Source organism: Sphingomonas japonica, from assembly GCF_006346325.1.
GTDB lineage: Bacteria > Pseudomonadota > Alphaproteobacteria > Sphingomonadales > Sphingomonadaceae > Sphingomonas > Sphingomonas japonica.
Genome location: NZ_VDYR01000002.1, coordinates 76,102 through 92,193 on the forward strand (window position 1 = coordinate 76,102; position 16,092 = coordinate 92,193).

A 16,092-nucleotide genomic window follows, 5' to 3' on the forward strand; every position below is an offset into this window, starting at 1 on the left:
GCCCCAAACGCAACCGTCGCAAAACACGGGTGTTGGCCGGTTGCCAGCGCTGGCAGCCTATGCTCTATCCCTGCCGAGGAGTCCGAGATGGCCGTGCTGCAGAATCATCCAGACCGTCTGTTTCCCGCGGACGCCGATACAAGGGCGATCGCGCGGCGGCTGTATGCACAGGTCGGTGCTCTGCCGATCGTAAGCCCCCACGGACATACTGATCCGGCGTGGTTCGCGACCGACGCCGCCTGGTCGAACGCCACCGAGTTGCTGCTCTCGCCCGATCACTATCTGTACCGGATGCTCTACAGTCAGGGTATCGCGCTCGATGATCTGGGCGTTCCGCATCGCGGCGGTATGCCGGCGACCGACCCGCGTGCGGCGTGGCATGTCTTCGCCGCGAACCAGCATCTGTTTCGCGGGACGCCGTCGCGGCTGTGGCTCGATCACGTCTTTGCGGAAGTCTTCGGGTTTGACGTGGCGCTCGACCGCGACACCGCCGATTTCTACTTCGACGCGATCGGCGAAGCGCTGGCGACCCCGGCATTCCGGCCGCGCGCCTTGTATGAACGGTTCGGCATCGAACTGCTCGCGACGACCGAGGGCGCCGACGATCCGCTGGCGCACCATGCGGCGATCCGCCGCTCGGGCTGGGGCGGGCGCGTCGTCACGACCTATCGCCCCGATGCGGTGATCGACGTCGAGCATGAAGGGTTCGCCGCAGCCCTTGCCCGGTTCGCCGACCTTACCCGAGAAGACGTGCAGTCGTGGCAAGGCTATCTCGCCGCGCATCGCGCGCGCCGGGCCGATTTCCGGGCCGCGGGTGCGACGGCGACCGACCACGGCCATGCCACCGCACAGACCGCGAACCTGACATCTGCCGAAGCCGAGGCGCTGTTCGCCAGGATCGTCGGCGGTCGCTGGGATGCGGCCGATGCGGAACTTTTCCGCGCGCAGATGCTCACCGAAATGGCCAGGATGTCGGTCGACGACGGGATGGTGATGCAGATCCATCCGGGATCGCGGCGCAATCACAATGCCGGACTGTTTGCCAGCCATGGCCGCGACAAAGGGGCCGACATCCCGGTGCGCACCGATTACGTCAATGCCTTAAAGCCGATGCTCGATGTCGTCGGCAACCAATGCGATCTTTCCATCATCCTCTTCACGCTCGACGAATCGACCTACACGCGCGAGCTGGCGCCGCTGGCCGGGCATTATCCCTGCCTCAAGCTGGGTCCGGCATGGTGGTTCCACGACAGCCCTGAGGGCATGCGCCGCTACCGGGAAATGACCACCGAAACCGCGGGCTTCTACAACACCGTCGGGTTCAACGACGACACCCGTGCGTTCCTGTCGATTCCGGCGCGGCACGACATGGCGCGCCGCATCGATTGCGGCTTTCTCGCGCGGCTGGTCGCGGAACATCGGCTCGACGAGGATGCCGCGGTCGAGGTCGCGCACGACCTTACCTATCGCCTGGTCAAGCGCGCATACCGCATCGACGCCGCCGCGCCGGTTGCGTCTACCGCCAGCGCGGCATGAGCGGATTGCCGCGCCTGTCCGAAGCGACGCTCGATCGGCTTCCCGGCGCGGTCGCACGCCCCGACTATGATCGCGCGAAGACCGAGATCGGCGTCGTCCATTTCGGCCCGGGCGCGTTTCACCGCGCACATCAGGCGGCGGCGTTCGACGCGGTGCTCGCCGAGGATCCGCGCTGGGCGATCTCGGGCGTCAGCCTCGCATCGACCGGCATCGCCGACGCGCTGCGGCCGCAACAGGGTCTTTACACCCTGGCGACGCTCGACCGGCGCGCCGATCTGCGGGTGATCGGGTCGCTCAAGCAACTGCTCATCGCCGCCGACCGCGCGGCAATCCTGGATCGCATCGCCGCACGCTCGACGCGGCTGCTGACCGCGACGGTAACCGAAAAGGGCTATTGCCTGGCGAGCGACGGCACGCTCGACTGGGACCATCCGGCAATCGCGCGCGACCTGACGCACGATACCGCGCCGACGTCGCTGGTCGGCTGGATCGTCGCCGGGCTTGCCGAGCGCCGTCGGCGCGGGGGCGGGCCGCTGACCGTGCTGTCGTGCGACAATCTTGCCGCGAACGGTCGCAAGCTCGGCGCGGCGGTGCATGCGTTCGCGATGCGCAAGGACGCCGCCACCGCGCAGTGGATCACCGACATGGTCCGCTTTCCGTCGTCGATGGTCGATTCGATCACGCCGGCGACCGACGACGCCCTGCGCCACCGCGTCGCAGCGGCGATCGGGCAGGAGGACGCCTGGCCGGTGCAGCGCGAACGCTTCATGCAATGGGTGATCGAGGACGATTTTGCCGGGGAGCGGCCGCCGCTCGAGGCTGCAGGCGTGACCTTTGCAAACGATGTTCGCCCGTTCGAGGCGGCCAAGCTGCGCCTCGTCAATGGCGCGCACTCGTCGCTCGCTTATCTCGGGCTGCTGCTCGGCCATGCGACCGTGGCGGATGCGATGGCGGACCCGAGGCTGGCGGCGTTTGTCGAACGCCTGATGCGCGAAGATATCGCGCCGTCATTGGAGACCCCGGCCGGCCTGTCGCTGACCGATTATATCACCTCGATCCTGGCCCGGTTCGGCAATCCGGCGATCGAGCATCAGCTGTCGCAGATCGCCTGCGACGGTTCGCAAAAGCTGCCCTATCGCTTGCTCGATGCGGTGCGCGATGCGCGCGCGGCCGGTCGTCCGACCGCGCGCCTCGCCGTTCCGGTCGCCGCCTGGCTGCGCTTCGTCGAGCGCGCGGGGCGCGGCGACGGGCCACTGATCGATCCGCTGGCCCGGCGCCTGCTGGCGTGCGCCGCCGACCCGCTGGCGATCCTCGACCTGCCCGAGGTCTTCGGAACGCTGGTCGACGACCGCGTTTTCCGGGACGAGGTCGGCAGCGCCTTCGCAGCGTTGCGCGACGCGCCGACGGCCGCTGCGCTGCTGACCCGGCGCTGAGGCGGGTCACGTTTCGCGAGGAGCCGGACCGGTCGATTCGCGGATCTCGATGGCAAGATCGACCAGCCGGTCCGGCCTCGGGCCGCGCGCCGCATCCTCGATCATGTCGATCAGCAGGGTGGTCGCGTCGCTGGCCATCGTGCGCAGCGGACGATGGACGGTGGTGAGCGCTGGCGACACCATCCGCGCAAGGACGCTGCCGTCGAAGCCCGCCACCGACAGGTCCGCCGGCACGGCGATGCCCCGGCGGGTCGCCACCTTGAGAACGCCCGCGGCCATGATGTCGTTGCTGGCGAAGATGGCGGTAGGGCGCCGGTCGAGGGCAAGCAGCGTCTCCGCCGCCGCCACGCCGGAATCGAAGCCGTAATCGCCTTCGCGGACATACGCCGCCGTGAGATCGATGGCCGCCGCCTGCAACGCGGCGCGAAACCCCTGCTCGCGCTCGGTCGCCGAGTGGAACGCGCGCGGGCCGGTGATGATGGCGATGCGGCGATGGCCCAATGCGATGAAATGGTCGGCGATGGCGTGCGCCCCGCGCCGCTCGTCGGACACCAGCATCGCCGGATAGGACGGGATGCGCACCGCGGCGAGGCCGACCACCGGTACCTTCAGGTCCGCAAGCGCCCTGGGAATCGCCGGCTGTTCGGAAACCGGTGGCAGCACGACCAGTCCGTCGACGCGCGACCGGCGCACGAAGGTGAGGATTTCCGATACGACATCGGCGTCGTCATGCACGGCCGGATGGACCACGAGTTCATAGCCGCGCCCGACACAGGCATCGACGATGCCGCGCTGGACGGTATCGAGCACGAGCGCATTGGGGTCGTCGTGCACCATGCCGATCAGCGACGACCGCCCGACGGCAAGCGCGCGCGCCCGCAGGCTCGGGCTGAACCCCATCGCATCGATGACGCGCTGAACCTGCAGCCGCGTCTCGGCATTGACCTTGGGCGAGCGGTTGAGCACCCGGGACACCGTACGGATCGATACGTTCGCCGCCGCGGCGATGTCGTTGATCGTGACCCCGCCGGGATACGTGGACGAGGTGCGATCGGGTTCTTCGTCCACGGTCGCGGGTCCTCTGTTGCAAAGCGCCGCGACCGTCCTACGCATCGCTGCGGAAGAGGAAAAGCGGCCTTCCCGCGACCGGGTAGGATTTATCCGCCGCAGAACAGCGGGGCGAGAGGGCGCCCCGGGCCCGGTCGCCGCGACGCCGATTGGATTCAGGAGATATACGTCGATGCTGGCGCACCCGACAGGATTCGAACCTGTGGCCTCTGCCTTCGGAGGGCAGCGCTCTATCCAGCTGAGCTACGGGTGCCTGAGTGATCGGGTAGCAGAGCCTCTGCACGGTTGCCAGTCGAATTAGCCGGCCGGCAGGTCGATCGGCTGGAACGTGCCAAGGCCGCAGGTCGGGCCGGGAATGCCGCCGCCCGTCGGCCGTACCTGTACGGTGTCGATCGAGCAGAGTTGGCCGCCATCGGTGCGATAGGTGAAGCTGCGGCTGATGGTCAGCATCGAGCAGGCAATGGGCAGCGTATTGCGATAGGTGACGCCGTCGCGCGTGCGGAAATCGACGATGGTATCGCTGCGCACCTGAGTCTCCCGGATGCGGCTGGATTCGATGCAGTTTACTGCCGGCCCCACCGGTGCGGCATCCGCCCATTGCGATGGCGTCGCGCCGTCCTGAACACAGCCGCACAGCATGGCTGCCAGCACCATAGAAGCGATCAGCGGGATGCGCATGGCGTCATGCCTTCAATGTCGCGGATCGCCGCCGGGCGGCGGCCGCGGGCTGCGGGGTCTTGGGCTTGAACACACAAAGGTCGGCAACGCTGCATCGCCAGCATTCGGGCGTCCGCGCCTTGCACACATAGCGGCCATGCAGGATCAGCCAGTGATGCGCGTGCAGCCGAAAGGGCTGGGGCGTCGCCTTGTCGAGCGCTTTCTCGACCGCCAGCACGGTCTTGCCACGGGCGAGGCCGGTGCGGTTGCAGACGCGGAAGATGTGGGTATCGACCGCAAAGGTCTCTGCGCCGAACGCGGTGTTCATCACGACGTTGGCGGTCTTGCGGCCGACACCGGGCAGCGCTTCGAGCGCATCGCGGTCGGCCGGGACGGTGCCGCCATGGTCGGCGATCAGCGCTGCGCTGAGCGCGATGACGTTCTTCGCCTTGGTATTGAACAGTCCGATCGTGCGGATGTGCTGGCGCAGCGCCTCCTCGCCCAGCGCCACCATCTGCTCTGGCGTACCGACCTCAGCGAACAGGGCGCGGGTCGCCCGATTGACGCCGGCGTCGGTCGATTGCGCCGAAAGCACTACCGCCACCAGCAGCTGGAAGACATTGTCCGATACAAGCTCGGTTTCGGGGTGAGGGTTGTCCTGCGCCAGCCGCGCATAGAATTCGACGACGTCCGCTTTCTTCAAAGGCCCAGCACCTGATCCATCGTGTATCGGCCCGCCGGCTTGCCCGCGAGCCACTGTGCCGCGCGCACCGCGCCGCGCGCGAAGATCGCGCGATCCTCGGCGCGATGTACGAGCTCGATCCGCTCGCCGTCGCCGGCGAAGACTACCAGGTGATCTCCGACGACCGAGCCGCCGCGCATGCTGGCAAACCCGATCGTCCCGCGCGCACGCGATCCGGTCAGCCCGGCACGGCCAACCACGCCCGATTCGGCAAGCGTCGAGCCACGGCCGGACGCCGCCGCCTCGCCCAGCATCAGCGCGGTTCCCGACGGTGCATCGACCTTTTCGCGGTGATGCATCTCTGCGATCTCGATATCCCAGTCCGCGCCGAGCCGAGCGGCGGCATCGCGCACCAGGGCAAGCAGCATGCCCAGGCCCAGCGAGGTATTTCCAGTCTGCAAAATGGCGATTTCGGTGGCCGCGGCGTCGATCAGCGCATGATGGCTGGCGCCAAGCCCCGTGGTCCCGACGACGATCGGCGTGCGCGCAGCCCGCGCGGCGGCGAGATGTGCCTCCAGCGCCGCGGGTGCCGAAAAATCGACCAGCACGTCGCAGGCTTGCGCAAGTTGCCTCGGGTCATCGCCGACATCGCACCCGCCCGCAGGGACAGCATCGAGCGCGGGCATCGCCGCGACGATCGCCTGACCCATCCGCCCTTCACTGCCGTAGATTCCGATCCGCGTCATCGCGATCCCCTCATTGTATCGATGCAGTGATGGCAGAAAGGGCCGCGCTCCAACAGGTCTTACAAATAGGCAGCGGTCGCGTTCTGCCAACAGGACAAGCGCTCCCGTTTTCCGATCGCACCCCGGTGCGTAACCGGTTACACAAAGGCTGGGCGCGGGGTTCCGCAGCAGTGGTCGAGCGATCGCGCGCTGCGCCGCGGCGGGGCAGGAAAAGGAAGGGACTTCGAAAAGTGCACGACGGGTCGATTTCGCGCCGTGCTGCGCTGTTGGGCATCGGACTCGCCAGTGCGTGGGCGGCGAGCCCGGTGCGCGCGCTGCTGCGCAGCGCCGATACCCGGACGGCGCCTGCTTTCGTCGAAGCGCTGATCGCGCGCATGACGATCGCCGAAAAGGCCGGGCAGCTCAGCCTGATGTCGGCGGCGTGGGGCGGCGGCAACGCCGCCGCGCTCAATCCGCCGAGCGGTTCCGATTTCCCGCAACAAATCGAGGACGCGGTCGCGGGCAGGCTGACCGGCGTGTTCAACGGCAACGGTGCGCGCATGGCGCTGGCGATGCAGACCGCCGTAATGGAGCGGTCGCGGCTGAAGATCCCGCTGCTGTTCGCGGCCGATGTCATCCACGGCCATCGTACCGTATTCCCGATGCCGGTGGCCGAAGCCGCGACGTTTGAGCCTGCCATCGCCGAGGCGACCGCACGGATCGCTGCGTTCGAGGCGGCAGGTGCGGGGATCGACTGGACCTTTGCGCCGATGGTCGATGTTTCGCGCGACCAGCGCTGGGGCCGCGCCGCCGAGGGGGCGGGGGAAGACGTTCTGCTCAACCGGTTGTTCGCTGCCGCGCGCGTGCGCGGGTTCCAGGGGAACGATCTGGCGTCGCCCGACACGATGATGGCGTGCCCCAAGCATCTCGTGGCCTATGGTGCGGCCGAGGCGGGGCTCGATTACAACAGCGTCGACCTGTCCGAACGCACGCTGCGCGAAGTCTATCTGCCGCCGTTCGAGGCCGCCTATGCCGCGGGCGCGATGTCGACGATGGCGTCCTTCAACGAAATTGCCGGCATCCCGTCGACGGCGAATGACTGGTTATTGACGACGGTGCTGCGCGAGGAGTTCGGGTTCGCGGGCATCGTCGTGTCGGATTACACGAGCGACGAGGAATTGGTCGCGCATGGCTTTGCCGCCGATCGCCGAGAGGCGGCGAAACTGGCGCTGCTCGCCGGGGTCGACCTCAGCATGCAGAGCAATCTCTATACTTCGTATCTGCCCGATCTGGTGGCGAGCGGCGAGGTGCCGATGGCGGTGGTCGACCGGTCGGTGCGCCGGATACTGACGGTCAAGGCGATGCTGGGGCTGTTCGAGGATCCGTTCCGGCGGATCAGCGTCGCGCGCGAGGCGCAGCGGTCGCGATTGCCGAGAAACCTCGCGGTCGCTCGCGAGGCAGCGCGCAAGTCGATCGTGCTGCTGGAGAATCGTGACAACCTGCTGCCGCTCGCCAAAACGGGCCGGATCGCGTTGATCGGTCCATTCGCGGGATCGAAGGCCGACTGCAACGGACCGCAATGCGTCTATGCCGACAATGCCGATGCCGTCGATCTGGCGACCGGCGTGCGTGCTGCCATCGGCGAACGGGCAAGCGTGACGGTTACGCCGGGGACCGGGATCGAAGACGCGCTGCCCGGCGGGATCGACGCGGCGGTGGCGGCGGCGAACGCGGCCGATGTCGTCGTCCTCGCGATCGGGGAAGGAACGGCGATGGCGGGCGAGGCGCAGTCGCGCACCGACATCCGTATTCCGGAACCGCAACAGGCACTCGCCGAGGCGGTCGCCGCGACCGGCACGCCGATCGTCGTCGTGCTCAAGAACGGGCGCGCGATGGCGCTGCACGGGGCCGTGCGCGACGCGCAGGCGATCCTCGTGACGTGGTTTCTGGGATCGGAGACCGGCCATGCCATCGCCGACATCCTGTTCGGCGACCATGCGCCATCGGGCCGCCTGCCGGTCAGCTTCCCGTATGAGAGCGGGCAGCAACCCTATTATTACGATCGCAAGGCGACGGGCCGTCCCGCGCCGGTCAGTACCGAGCGTCCATCCTATCGCACCTACTGGCGCACCGTGCCGAACGCGGCGCTTTGGCCGTTCGGGCACGGCCTGACCTATGGCAAGGTCGCCTATTCGGCCCCGTCCATCCCGGCGACGATGGGGTGGAACGGGTCGGTGGAAGTCGCCGCGACCGTGACCAACACAGGCCGGCGGTCGTGCGAGGAACTCGTCCAGCTCTATATTCGCGACCGCGCCGCCAGCGTCACCCAGCCGGTGCGCAAGCTCAAGGCGTTTCGCAAGGTCTGGCTGGCTCCGGGCGCACGGGAAATCGTGCGGTTCACGCTGCGCCGCGACGACCTGCTGTTTCGGGGCCGCACGCTGGAGGCGACTGTCGAGCCGGGCGATTTCGACGTCTGGATTGCACCCTCGGCGCAGGACGAGGGCGCATACGGGGTTTTCAGGCTGGAACCCGCGTGATCGACGTCATTCAACCGCCACCGTTCTGCTGAGCGCTGACACGCCGCTTTCGTTGAACGCCTCGACCGCGACGTGATAGCCCTGACCCACTGTGAGCGCGCGCAGTTCCTTGTTCAGCACCGGCCCGTCGCCCAGCTCGTCCGCCCATAGCTGATAGGTCAGCGCCAGCCGGTCGGGGCGGATACCCCAGCGGATGTTATAGCCGACCGCACTGGGTACCTTCGCCCAGGATATCAGCGCGTTGCGCGGGTCGCTGTCGCGCTTCGCCATCACCCGCTGCGGCGTTGCCGGATCCTTGCCGCCCGCACTGCCGAACACGCGCAGGTCGCTGATCGCCAGATACGCCGCGCCGACATGGCCGTGGACATAGCGGACATAGCGCGCGGTGACTGGAGCGGGGAGCTGCAGATAGGCGTTGGCGCGATCGCGGCGGTCCGGCCCGGTGTCGGCCAGCGGGGTCCATGCCTTGCCGTCCAGCGAGGATTCCAGCTTGAACTCGGTATAGACATCGGGACCGTCGCCATAGAGCCCGGCCTTGTAGTCGGCGAAATTGACCTGCACCGCGCGCACCGTCTTGGCCGCTCCCAGATCGAGCGTCAGCGTCTGGCCCGGCGCCTTGTCGGTCGCGACCCAGAAGCTGCGCGGATCCTCGTCGGTCGCGCGATCGGGCGTGAACTCGCCGAGCGTCGTCGATGCGGTCGCGGGCTTGCGATACGACAACAGCATCCAGCCGGTGAACAGGTCGTCGATATCCTCGACTTTCCCGGTGGGCATGATGTGCGGAAAGTCGCCGAAGCGCGACGAGACCATCATCTGTCCATCGTCGGTGAACGTCGTCGGGAACAGGTTGATGCGGCGTTCGAAATCCCAGTTATAGCCGATCCAAGGCGTTCCCGAGTTCCACCAGTTTCCGTATTTGTCCTCGACCGTCGAACCATGCCCCGCACCCTCGACGAACCCGCCGGGCTTGTAGGCAATCGGATTGTACGGGGCATAGGTGAACGGCCCCAGCGGCTTGTCCGAGACATAGGTGCCGTTGGCGTAGGCGTTGAACTCGGTACCCGGCGCGCCGTATTGGAGATAATATCTGCCGCGGACCTTGGTCATCCACGCGCCTTCCATGAACGGCGTGGTTGCGGCACCGGCCTTGTTCAGCCCGTCATGATCCTGGCCAAATCGCTCCCATCCGTGGCGATCGGGATGCAGGCCGAGCATTTCGACCGGCTTGCCCTTGTACGTGAAGCGCCCGTCCATCCCGATCTCGATGCCGTAGAGCGGGAACACGTTCGACGAATTCCAGTACATGTACCATTTGCCGTCATCGTCCTTGAACAGCGCAGGGTCCCATGGCCCCGGCGGCACGCGGCCGTCGCCCGATCGGATCAGTTCCTCTTCGAACGGCCGCACCGCCCCGGGCAGCGGCGGCATCGTGCGGTCGAACCATTCCAGATTGCCGCTGGCGGGATCGGTGGTGACATAGACCTGCTCGGGCGCGGTCATCGACGGCATCAGGTAGAGCTTGTCGCCGTCGACCCATGCGGCGGGCGCAATGACGCTGTCATACGGCCATTTGCTGGGTTTGATGAACTGCCAGTCGACCAGGTCGGCCGAGCGCCAATAGCCGTCGGCGAGTGTCTGGAAGAGGTAATATTCGTCCTTGTAGCGCACGATCGCCGGGTCGGCCCCGGTGCGGAACGAGATGCCGCGATCCTCCTGCTCGAAATTATAGCAGTAATCGATATCGATCGGATTGGCGTACGTTTTCACCGCCTGTGCCGATGCAGGGGGGGCGAGCACGAGGCTGGCGGCGGCGAGGCCGATCCGGAACGACACTGGACTTCTCCCGATGGTCGGTGCGTCAGCGCACCTGGATGAACAGATTGGCGGTCAGCCGCCCGCGCCGGGGATCGGCGCTCAACTCCATATCCGCCGGGATGACCCCTGAATGGAGGAGCGCGCCGCGATACATGACGAGCCGGTCGGGAACGGCCTCGACCGCGGCGATCGCTTCATAGGCGGCGTTCGACCCTGCGATGTAGCCGGGCGCGGTTGCCTCGGCCTCGGCTCGCGCACGCGCCAGATACGGCGCAAGATTGGCGTCGGTCAGCTGCTCGATTCCGCTAGCGCGGTGGCGATAGAAGGAGGTGCCGGTACCGGGCGCGACCGAGAGGTAGTGCAGGATCGCGATCGTCCTGAGATCGGTCGAATCGAAATGCGGCGCGCGCTGCGCGGGCGCCAGTGTCGCAGGATCGGCGGTGACCATCGAGAAGCTGGCCTCGATCAGGTCGAATGCGTCGGTCGCGAACGCGCCGCCGATATAGGGGGCAAGCGCCTGGAGCAGCCGATCGACATACCCGCTGGCGGCAGCGTCCTCCTTGCCGATCACCCGGCGCAATCCGGGATACAGCGTCTTCTGCGCCGGCGGATAAGGCTGCATGGCGTCGGCGATATCGATGATCGCGCCGACGTCGCCGGTCATGTCGTCGACCAGGACGAGAGGATGCTCGCCATGTCCGAACCTGCGCAATTCCGGCTTCATACCATTCCGCCTCGGCCTACTCCGCCCCTGTGACGGTTCGACGGCACGCTATCAGAAGTCGTATTTCAGACCGACCTGGAATGTGCGGGCATAGCCAACCGTGGCGTTTTCCTCGAGTGTCGGATTGGGGCCGCTGCCCGCGCCCCACGTCGAATAGTTGCGATTGACCCAGTCGAACACATTGAACACTTCGAAATCGGCGGTGACCTCGTGCCCCCAGGGCAAGGTGAACGTCTTGGCGAGGCGGACGTCGAGATTCTTGTACGCGATCGTATCCTTGGGCGTGAAGACGCCGCCGTCATTATAGTAGGAACAACCGGTGCAATTGGGCGGCGGCGTCCGCGTCGAATCGACGTTGCCGAAACTGGGCCCCGACGCGAGCGTCAGCGTGCCAGATGCTTGGAAACCCCATGCAATGTCGGCGATCCCGGTAGTCACGAACCGCCAACTTTCCAACCCGCGCGTGCGTTGCCAGCCATAGGCATCCTGGCGCCCCGCATTGAACATCTGCGCTTCGTTGAAACCGATGCCCTGATTGGATTTGGCATCGGAAATGGTGAGAGACGCCGTCGCGCCCCAGCCTGATACTTCCGAATACGGCTTGTCCGCGTTCAGATAGACCGCGGTGTAGCGCTGTTCGCCGTTGCTCGATCCGATATTGAGACGGCCGGTATAGCCTGTCGGACGCCCTTCTTCGGGAAAGTTGTCGCGGATCCATGCGTCGCCGCCCTCGGTATAGTTGCCGTCAGGCATGCGGTTGCCGCGCACGAAGATGAATGCGTCGTGCGATCGGTTGTGCGCCAGGGCGATCGAGGTTTGGACCTCGCCGAAGCGCTTGCGAACGCCGAAATTGAACTGATCGGTGTACGGAACCTTCGCGTCATTGTTGATGACCCAGATATCACCGCTCAACCCTTCCAGGGCGATCGCGTCGCGCAGCGCCTGCGGATCGCGATAGGCGGGGTTCCACTGCAGCTGGTTGGCACCGCCCGCACATGCCGGCAGGCCTTCCGCTCCGCAGAAGTCGATCGTCGCATCGCTGCGGACATTGTTGAACAGCGGTTCGAGAGATGCGGTGTAGAAGATATTGCGGTCGTAATAGCGGCCGCCGCCCGCGAACAGGATCAGGTCGCGGTCCCCGAAGACGTCGTACGACACACCGATACGTGGCTGGAACGCACCGAGAAACGGATCGCGCTTCGTACCGTCGGTGATATAGTCTTCGGGATCGATCCCGGCCGCTTCCCAGGGCTGATAATTGCGCAACGCATTGGCGACTTTGGTCGGCGTTACATAGTTATTGTTGAAGTTGTTCGATTCATAATCCCACCGCAGGCCGAGGTTGACGGTCCAGTGATCGTCAATCGTCCAGTCATCCTGCAGGAACATGCCGACCTGGGTGTTGTCGGCCTCCAGCGGCGTCGCCGGCAGCAACGAGATGACCGCGCGGAACGGCACGCTGTTGTCGACGTCCGAAAAGCGCTGGAAGGCATAGCGGTAGGAGCCGTTGGCGTTGGCATCCTCGATGCGCGTCAACTTGGTCTGGGATACCCGCAGCCCGTATTTGATCACGTGGTCGGTCAGGCCGGTATAGGTGAAGTTGTTCTTGAACGTATATGCGGACTGGTCGTTGGCCTGCTGGAACGAATTGGCGCCGAAGAAGAACAGGTCTGCGCCGGTGCCATCGCCTTCGTTGTCGATGATGCCGTCGCCGTCGTCATCGACGCCGGGCGCACCGTTGGTCAGGACATATTCGGGCCCGACCGTGATCGTCGGCGTGCCGGTGAAGCTGGAAAAATAGCTGAGCGTCATTTCGTTCAGCCAGTTTTCGTCGCGGTGGTTCCATTCGAACTGGACGTTTTCGCTGCGCGTACCGACGTTGCGGCCGTTCTCGAATGCGCGATTGCCGCCATAGTCGCGCAGATCGCTCTCTTCGCGCAGGAAATAGCTGGCATTGAAGGTATCGTCGTCGGTCGCGAACAGCGTGAGCTTGCCGAAATAAAGGTCCTGCTTGAACTCGGCGGCGAAGTTGCCGGATTGCGCCTGACGGATCGGATCGGGCAGCAGCGGGTCGACATTGACGACGATCGACGGGTTGGTCTGTCGTGTGCCTTCATACGCGGCGAAGAAGTGCAGCTTGCCGGGGATGATCGGCCCGCCAAGATTGGCGCCGAACTGATACCGCTTATAGTCGGGTTTCTCGTTGTAGCATGTCTCGCTGGCGTCGTCCGGGCATGGAAAGCCGGCGTTGTTCGCCTCACCTTCGCGATCGAAGAACGGGCGGCCGAACCAGGGCTTGGGGACGAATTCGACAAAGGCGCCGCCGCTCAGCCGATCGCCGCCGGTCTTGGTGATCGCCGTGATGATCGCCGACCCGGCCTGTTCATATTCGGCCTTGTAGTTCTGCGTCTCCACGCGGAATTCCTGCACCGCCGATTGCGGGAAGGGATTGCCCTGCGAAAAATTCTGCCCGGCGACGCCGCCGAAGCCGACCTGATTCTTCTGACTGGAGCCGTCGATATAGACGTTGACGTTCTCCGAGCTCGCGCCGCCCGCCTGGATGCGCTTGTTGTTCGGATCGCTGGATACCGTGACGCCGGGCGCAAGCGCCGCGAAGTTCAGGAAGTTGCGATCGTTCTGGGGCAGGTTGTTGATCTGGTCCTGCGACACGCTGACGCCGATCGTGGCCGTGCGCACCTCGGCGATCCCGCGCCTGCCGGTTACGACGATCTCGCCATCGGCGCCCGCCACGTCTGCTTGCGGGCTGAGGTCGATCGCCACCGTCTGGCCGACGGGCAGCACCACTTCCTCGGTCTGGCCAGCCCCTTCGATGCGATAGGTCGAGGGACGCAGGCCCGCGATGACGAAATTACCGTTGGCGTCGATCGTCGTCGATGTGCTGCGGCCGGTGACGGTATCGGTCACCGTCACCGCAGTGCCGGCTTGGGCGCCATCGATCCGGCCCTGCAGCGTGCCGGTCGTTTGAGCCATTGCGGGGACGCTGGTGACCAGCACGATGGCGCATGCCAGAGACGAAGCGCCGACCTTGAAACGCGACCGCCTCGTCCCGCGGTTCGTCAACTTGCGCTCGCTCCATCCCGTCATCGCAATCCTCCCCTTGCGCCGTCCGACATCGCGGCTCGCACTGCCCTTCCTTGGCGGGGGCAGTGTCGATCACGGTCGCTTTCCATCCAATACCGAAACATGGAACCGGTTACAACTGGTGTACGGAGAACGATTTCAAGATTCCGGTGAAAGGCGATCCAATCTTGCGTGTTATGCCGAAAAGCTTGCAGAAACAGCGCGATAGAGTGTTGCATTTGCGCAACGAAACCGGGTGATGAATTGGGAATGCGAGAGCATTCCGCTGGCGACGTCGGCGATGACCTCTTCCACGTCGCCGAGAAACGCGCCGAGTTCGTCGTCGCTCAGCATGTCGACCATCGGATCGTGCCGCATCGGCAGGCCCTGGCCGATCAGCACCTGAACCCAGCTTTCCTCGCGGAACAACTCGGCCTTGTTGTGGAGGAAGAACCGCGCCGAGGACCGGAACAGGTCGAGCCGTTCGTCCAGGCTGTCGGGTACCGGCATGTGCCTGACGTGCCGCCAGAACGGCGTGTCCTCGCGATCGGTCACCTTGTAGTGCGCGATGATGAAATCGCGGATGTCGCGCATTTCGAAATCGGTCTGGCGGTTATATTCCGCGACGTCGGCCGTCCGGATACCGTCGCCCGGAAACAGCGCGACAAGCCGAAGGATCGCCGTCTGGATGAGGTGGATGCTGGTCGATTCGAGCGGTTCGAGAAAACCGCTCGCCAGTCCGATCGCGACGACATTCTTTTCCCACGCGCGATGCCGCTTGCCGGGGCGGAAGCGCACCGGGCGCGGGTCGGCGAGCGGTCGGCCGTCGAGGTTGGCGAGGAGCGTATCGGCGGCGGCCTCGTCCGACATCAGCGCACTGGCATAGACATGCCCGTTGCCGATGCGGTGCTGAAGCGGAATGCGCCATTGCCAGCCGGCGTCGCGCGCGGTGGCGCGGGTATAGGGCGTCAGTTCGGGCGCACTTTCGCACGGCACCGCCAGCGCGCGATCGCATAGCAGCCATTCGCTCCAGTCCTCATATCCGACGCCGAGCGCTTCGCCGATCAGCAGCGCTCGCATTCCGGAGCAATCGACGAATACATCGCCCGCAACCTCGCGGCCATCGGCCAGCACGACGCGATCGACATGGCCGTCCTCGCCGCGCAGGCGGACGTCGGTGATGCGGCCCTCGATCCGCTCGACGCCGCGCGCCTCGGCCTGGGTGCGCAGGAACGGCGCGAACAGGCTGGCGTCGAAATGATAGGCATAGTCGATATCGGCGAGCGGCGATCCGGGCTGGCGCGGATCGGGCAGCGCAAAGCGATTGGTGCGCGCCATTACGCAATTGAGGGCGTAGTGGTCGAAATGCCGGGTAATGCCGCGCGTCCGTGCCTTGAGCCACAATTGATGGGTGTGCAGCCACCACAGGTCCTGGCCGATCTTGCCGAAGCCGTGGATGTAGCTGCTGCCCTTGGCCTGCCAGTCGACGAACTCGATGCCCAGCTTGTAGGTCGCCTGCGTCGCCTTCATCAGCGCGGCTTCGTCGATGCCGGCCAGCTGGCAATAGGTGCGGATCGCCGGGATCGTGGCCTCGCCGACGCCGACGATGCCGATTTCGTCGGATTCGATCAGGGTGATGGCATAGCCGCGCACCAGCAGCTTCGACAGCAGCGCCGCGGTCATCCAGCCCGCGGTGCCGCCGCCGACGATGGTGATCTTGCGGGGATTGGGGCCGGGGTTGAGGCGCAGGTCCATCGCTTCGATCCTCTCTTGGCCTGCTTATGCCGCGGCCGCGCGTGCGTGCAAGCGGTTCCAAGCGCGCCACCGCCACGCT

General features: G+C 65.8%; 11 protein-coding genes and 1 tRNA gene. 3 read left to right on the top strand and 9 right to left on the bottom strand.

All coding sequences use genetic code 11. The annotated features are described in order from the left end of the window. Window positions 1-87: 87 nt before the first annotated feature. Together uxaC and FHY50_RS12455 are read left to right on the top strand one after the other, a co-directional pair. Entirely contained in the window at window positions 88-1,536 is a 1,449-nt protein-coding gene (gene uxaC / locus FHY50_RS12450; RefSeq protein WP_140231253.1) for a glucuronate isomerase, read from the top strand. Then, the gene (locus tag FHY50_RS12455) at window positions 1,533-2,969 is read left to right on the top strand and encodes a mannitol dehydrogenase family protein (protein ID WP_166745442.1); all 1,437 of its coding nucleotides are present in this window, start codon (window positions 1,533-1,535) and stop codon (window positions 2,967-2,969) included. Before uxaC ends, FHY50_RS12455 begins: the two co-directional genes overlap by 4 nt. A 6-nt stretch (window positions 2,970-2,975) precedes the next feature. Here FHY50_RS12455 and FHY50_RS12460 read toward each other — a convergent pair whose 3' ends face one another. From FHY50_RS12460 to dapB, 5 genes are all read right to left on the bottom strand, one after another. Further along, window positions 2,976-4,037, bottom strand: a complete 1,062-nt coding sequence (locus FHY50_RS12460) for a LacI family DNA-binding transcriptional regulator (RefSeq protein ID WP_244935368.1) — start codon at window positions 4,035-4,037, stop codon at window positions 2,976-2,978. Between the two features lie 176 nt (window positions 4,038-4,213). After that, window positions 4,214-4,290 (bottom strand) — tRNA-Arg (locus FHY50_RS12465). 44 nt (window positions 4,291-4,334) lie between these two features. Continuing rightward, a complete protein-coding gene (locus tag FHY50_RS12470; protein ID WP_140231255.1) occupies window positions 4,335-4,715 on the bottom strand; it encodes a hypothetical protein in 381 nt (126 codons plus the stop codon). Between the two features lie 4 nt (window positions 4,716-4,719). Then, complete coding sequence (gene nth / locus FHY50_RS12475) at window positions 4,720-5,397, bottom strand: endonuclease III (protein WP_140231256.1); 678 nt, start codon at window positions 5,395-5,397, stop codon at window positions 4,720-4,722. Then, window positions 5,394-6,122 (bottom strand): 4-hydroxy-tetrahydrodipicolinate reductase, encoded by a 729-nt coding sequence (gene dapB, locus FHY50_RS12480; protein ID WP_140231257.1) that lies wholly within the window; start codon window positions 6,120-6,122, stop codon window positions 5,394-5,396. Before dapB ends, nth begins: the two co-directional genes overlap by 4 nt. Window positions 6,123-6,352: 230 nt before the next feature. Between dapB and FHY50_RS12485 the strand changes: the two genes are divergently transcribed. Beyond that, complete coding sequence (locus tag FHY50_RS12485; RefSeq protein ID WP_140231258.1) at window positions 6,353-8,638, top strand: glycoside hydrolase family 3 N-terminal domain-containing protein; 2,286 nt, start codon at window positions 6,353-6,355, stop codon at window positions 8,636-8,638. A gap of 6 nt (window positions 8,639-8,644) precedes the next feature. Here the strand turns inward: FHY50_RS12485 and FHY50_RS12490 are convergent, their stop codons facing one another. The 4 genes from FHY50_RS12490 to FHY50_RS12505 form a co-directional block, all read right to left on the bottom strand. After that, window positions 8,645-10,471: a family 43 glycosylhydrolase gene (locus tag FHY50_RS12490; protein WP_244935369.1), complete on the bottom strand. Its 1,827-nt coding sequence runs from the start codon at window positions 10,469-10,471 to the stop codon at window positions 8,645-8,647. Between the two features lie 25 nt (window positions 10,472-10,496). After that, window positions 10,497-11,177 (bottom strand): DUF6445 family protein, encoded by a 681-nt coding sequence (locus FHY50_RS12495; protein ID WP_140231259.1) that lies wholly within the window; start codon window positions 11,175-11,177, stop codon window positions 10,497-10,499. A gap of 51 nt (window positions 11,178-11,228) precedes the next feature. Beyond that, a complete protein-coding gene (locus tag FHY50_RS12500) occupies window positions 11,229-14,168 on the bottom strand; it encodes a TonB-dependent receptor (protein WP_243846644.1) in 2,940 nt (979 codons plus the stop codon). A gap of 285 nt (window positions 14,169-14,453) precedes the next feature. Beyond that, window positions 14,454-16,013, bottom strand: a complete 1,560-nt coding sequence (locus tag FHY50_RS12505; RefSeq protein ID WP_140231261.1) for a tryptophan halogenase family protein — start codon at window positions 16,011-16,013, stop codon at window positions 14,454-14,456. Window positions 16,014-16,092 lie beyond the last annotated feature (79 nt).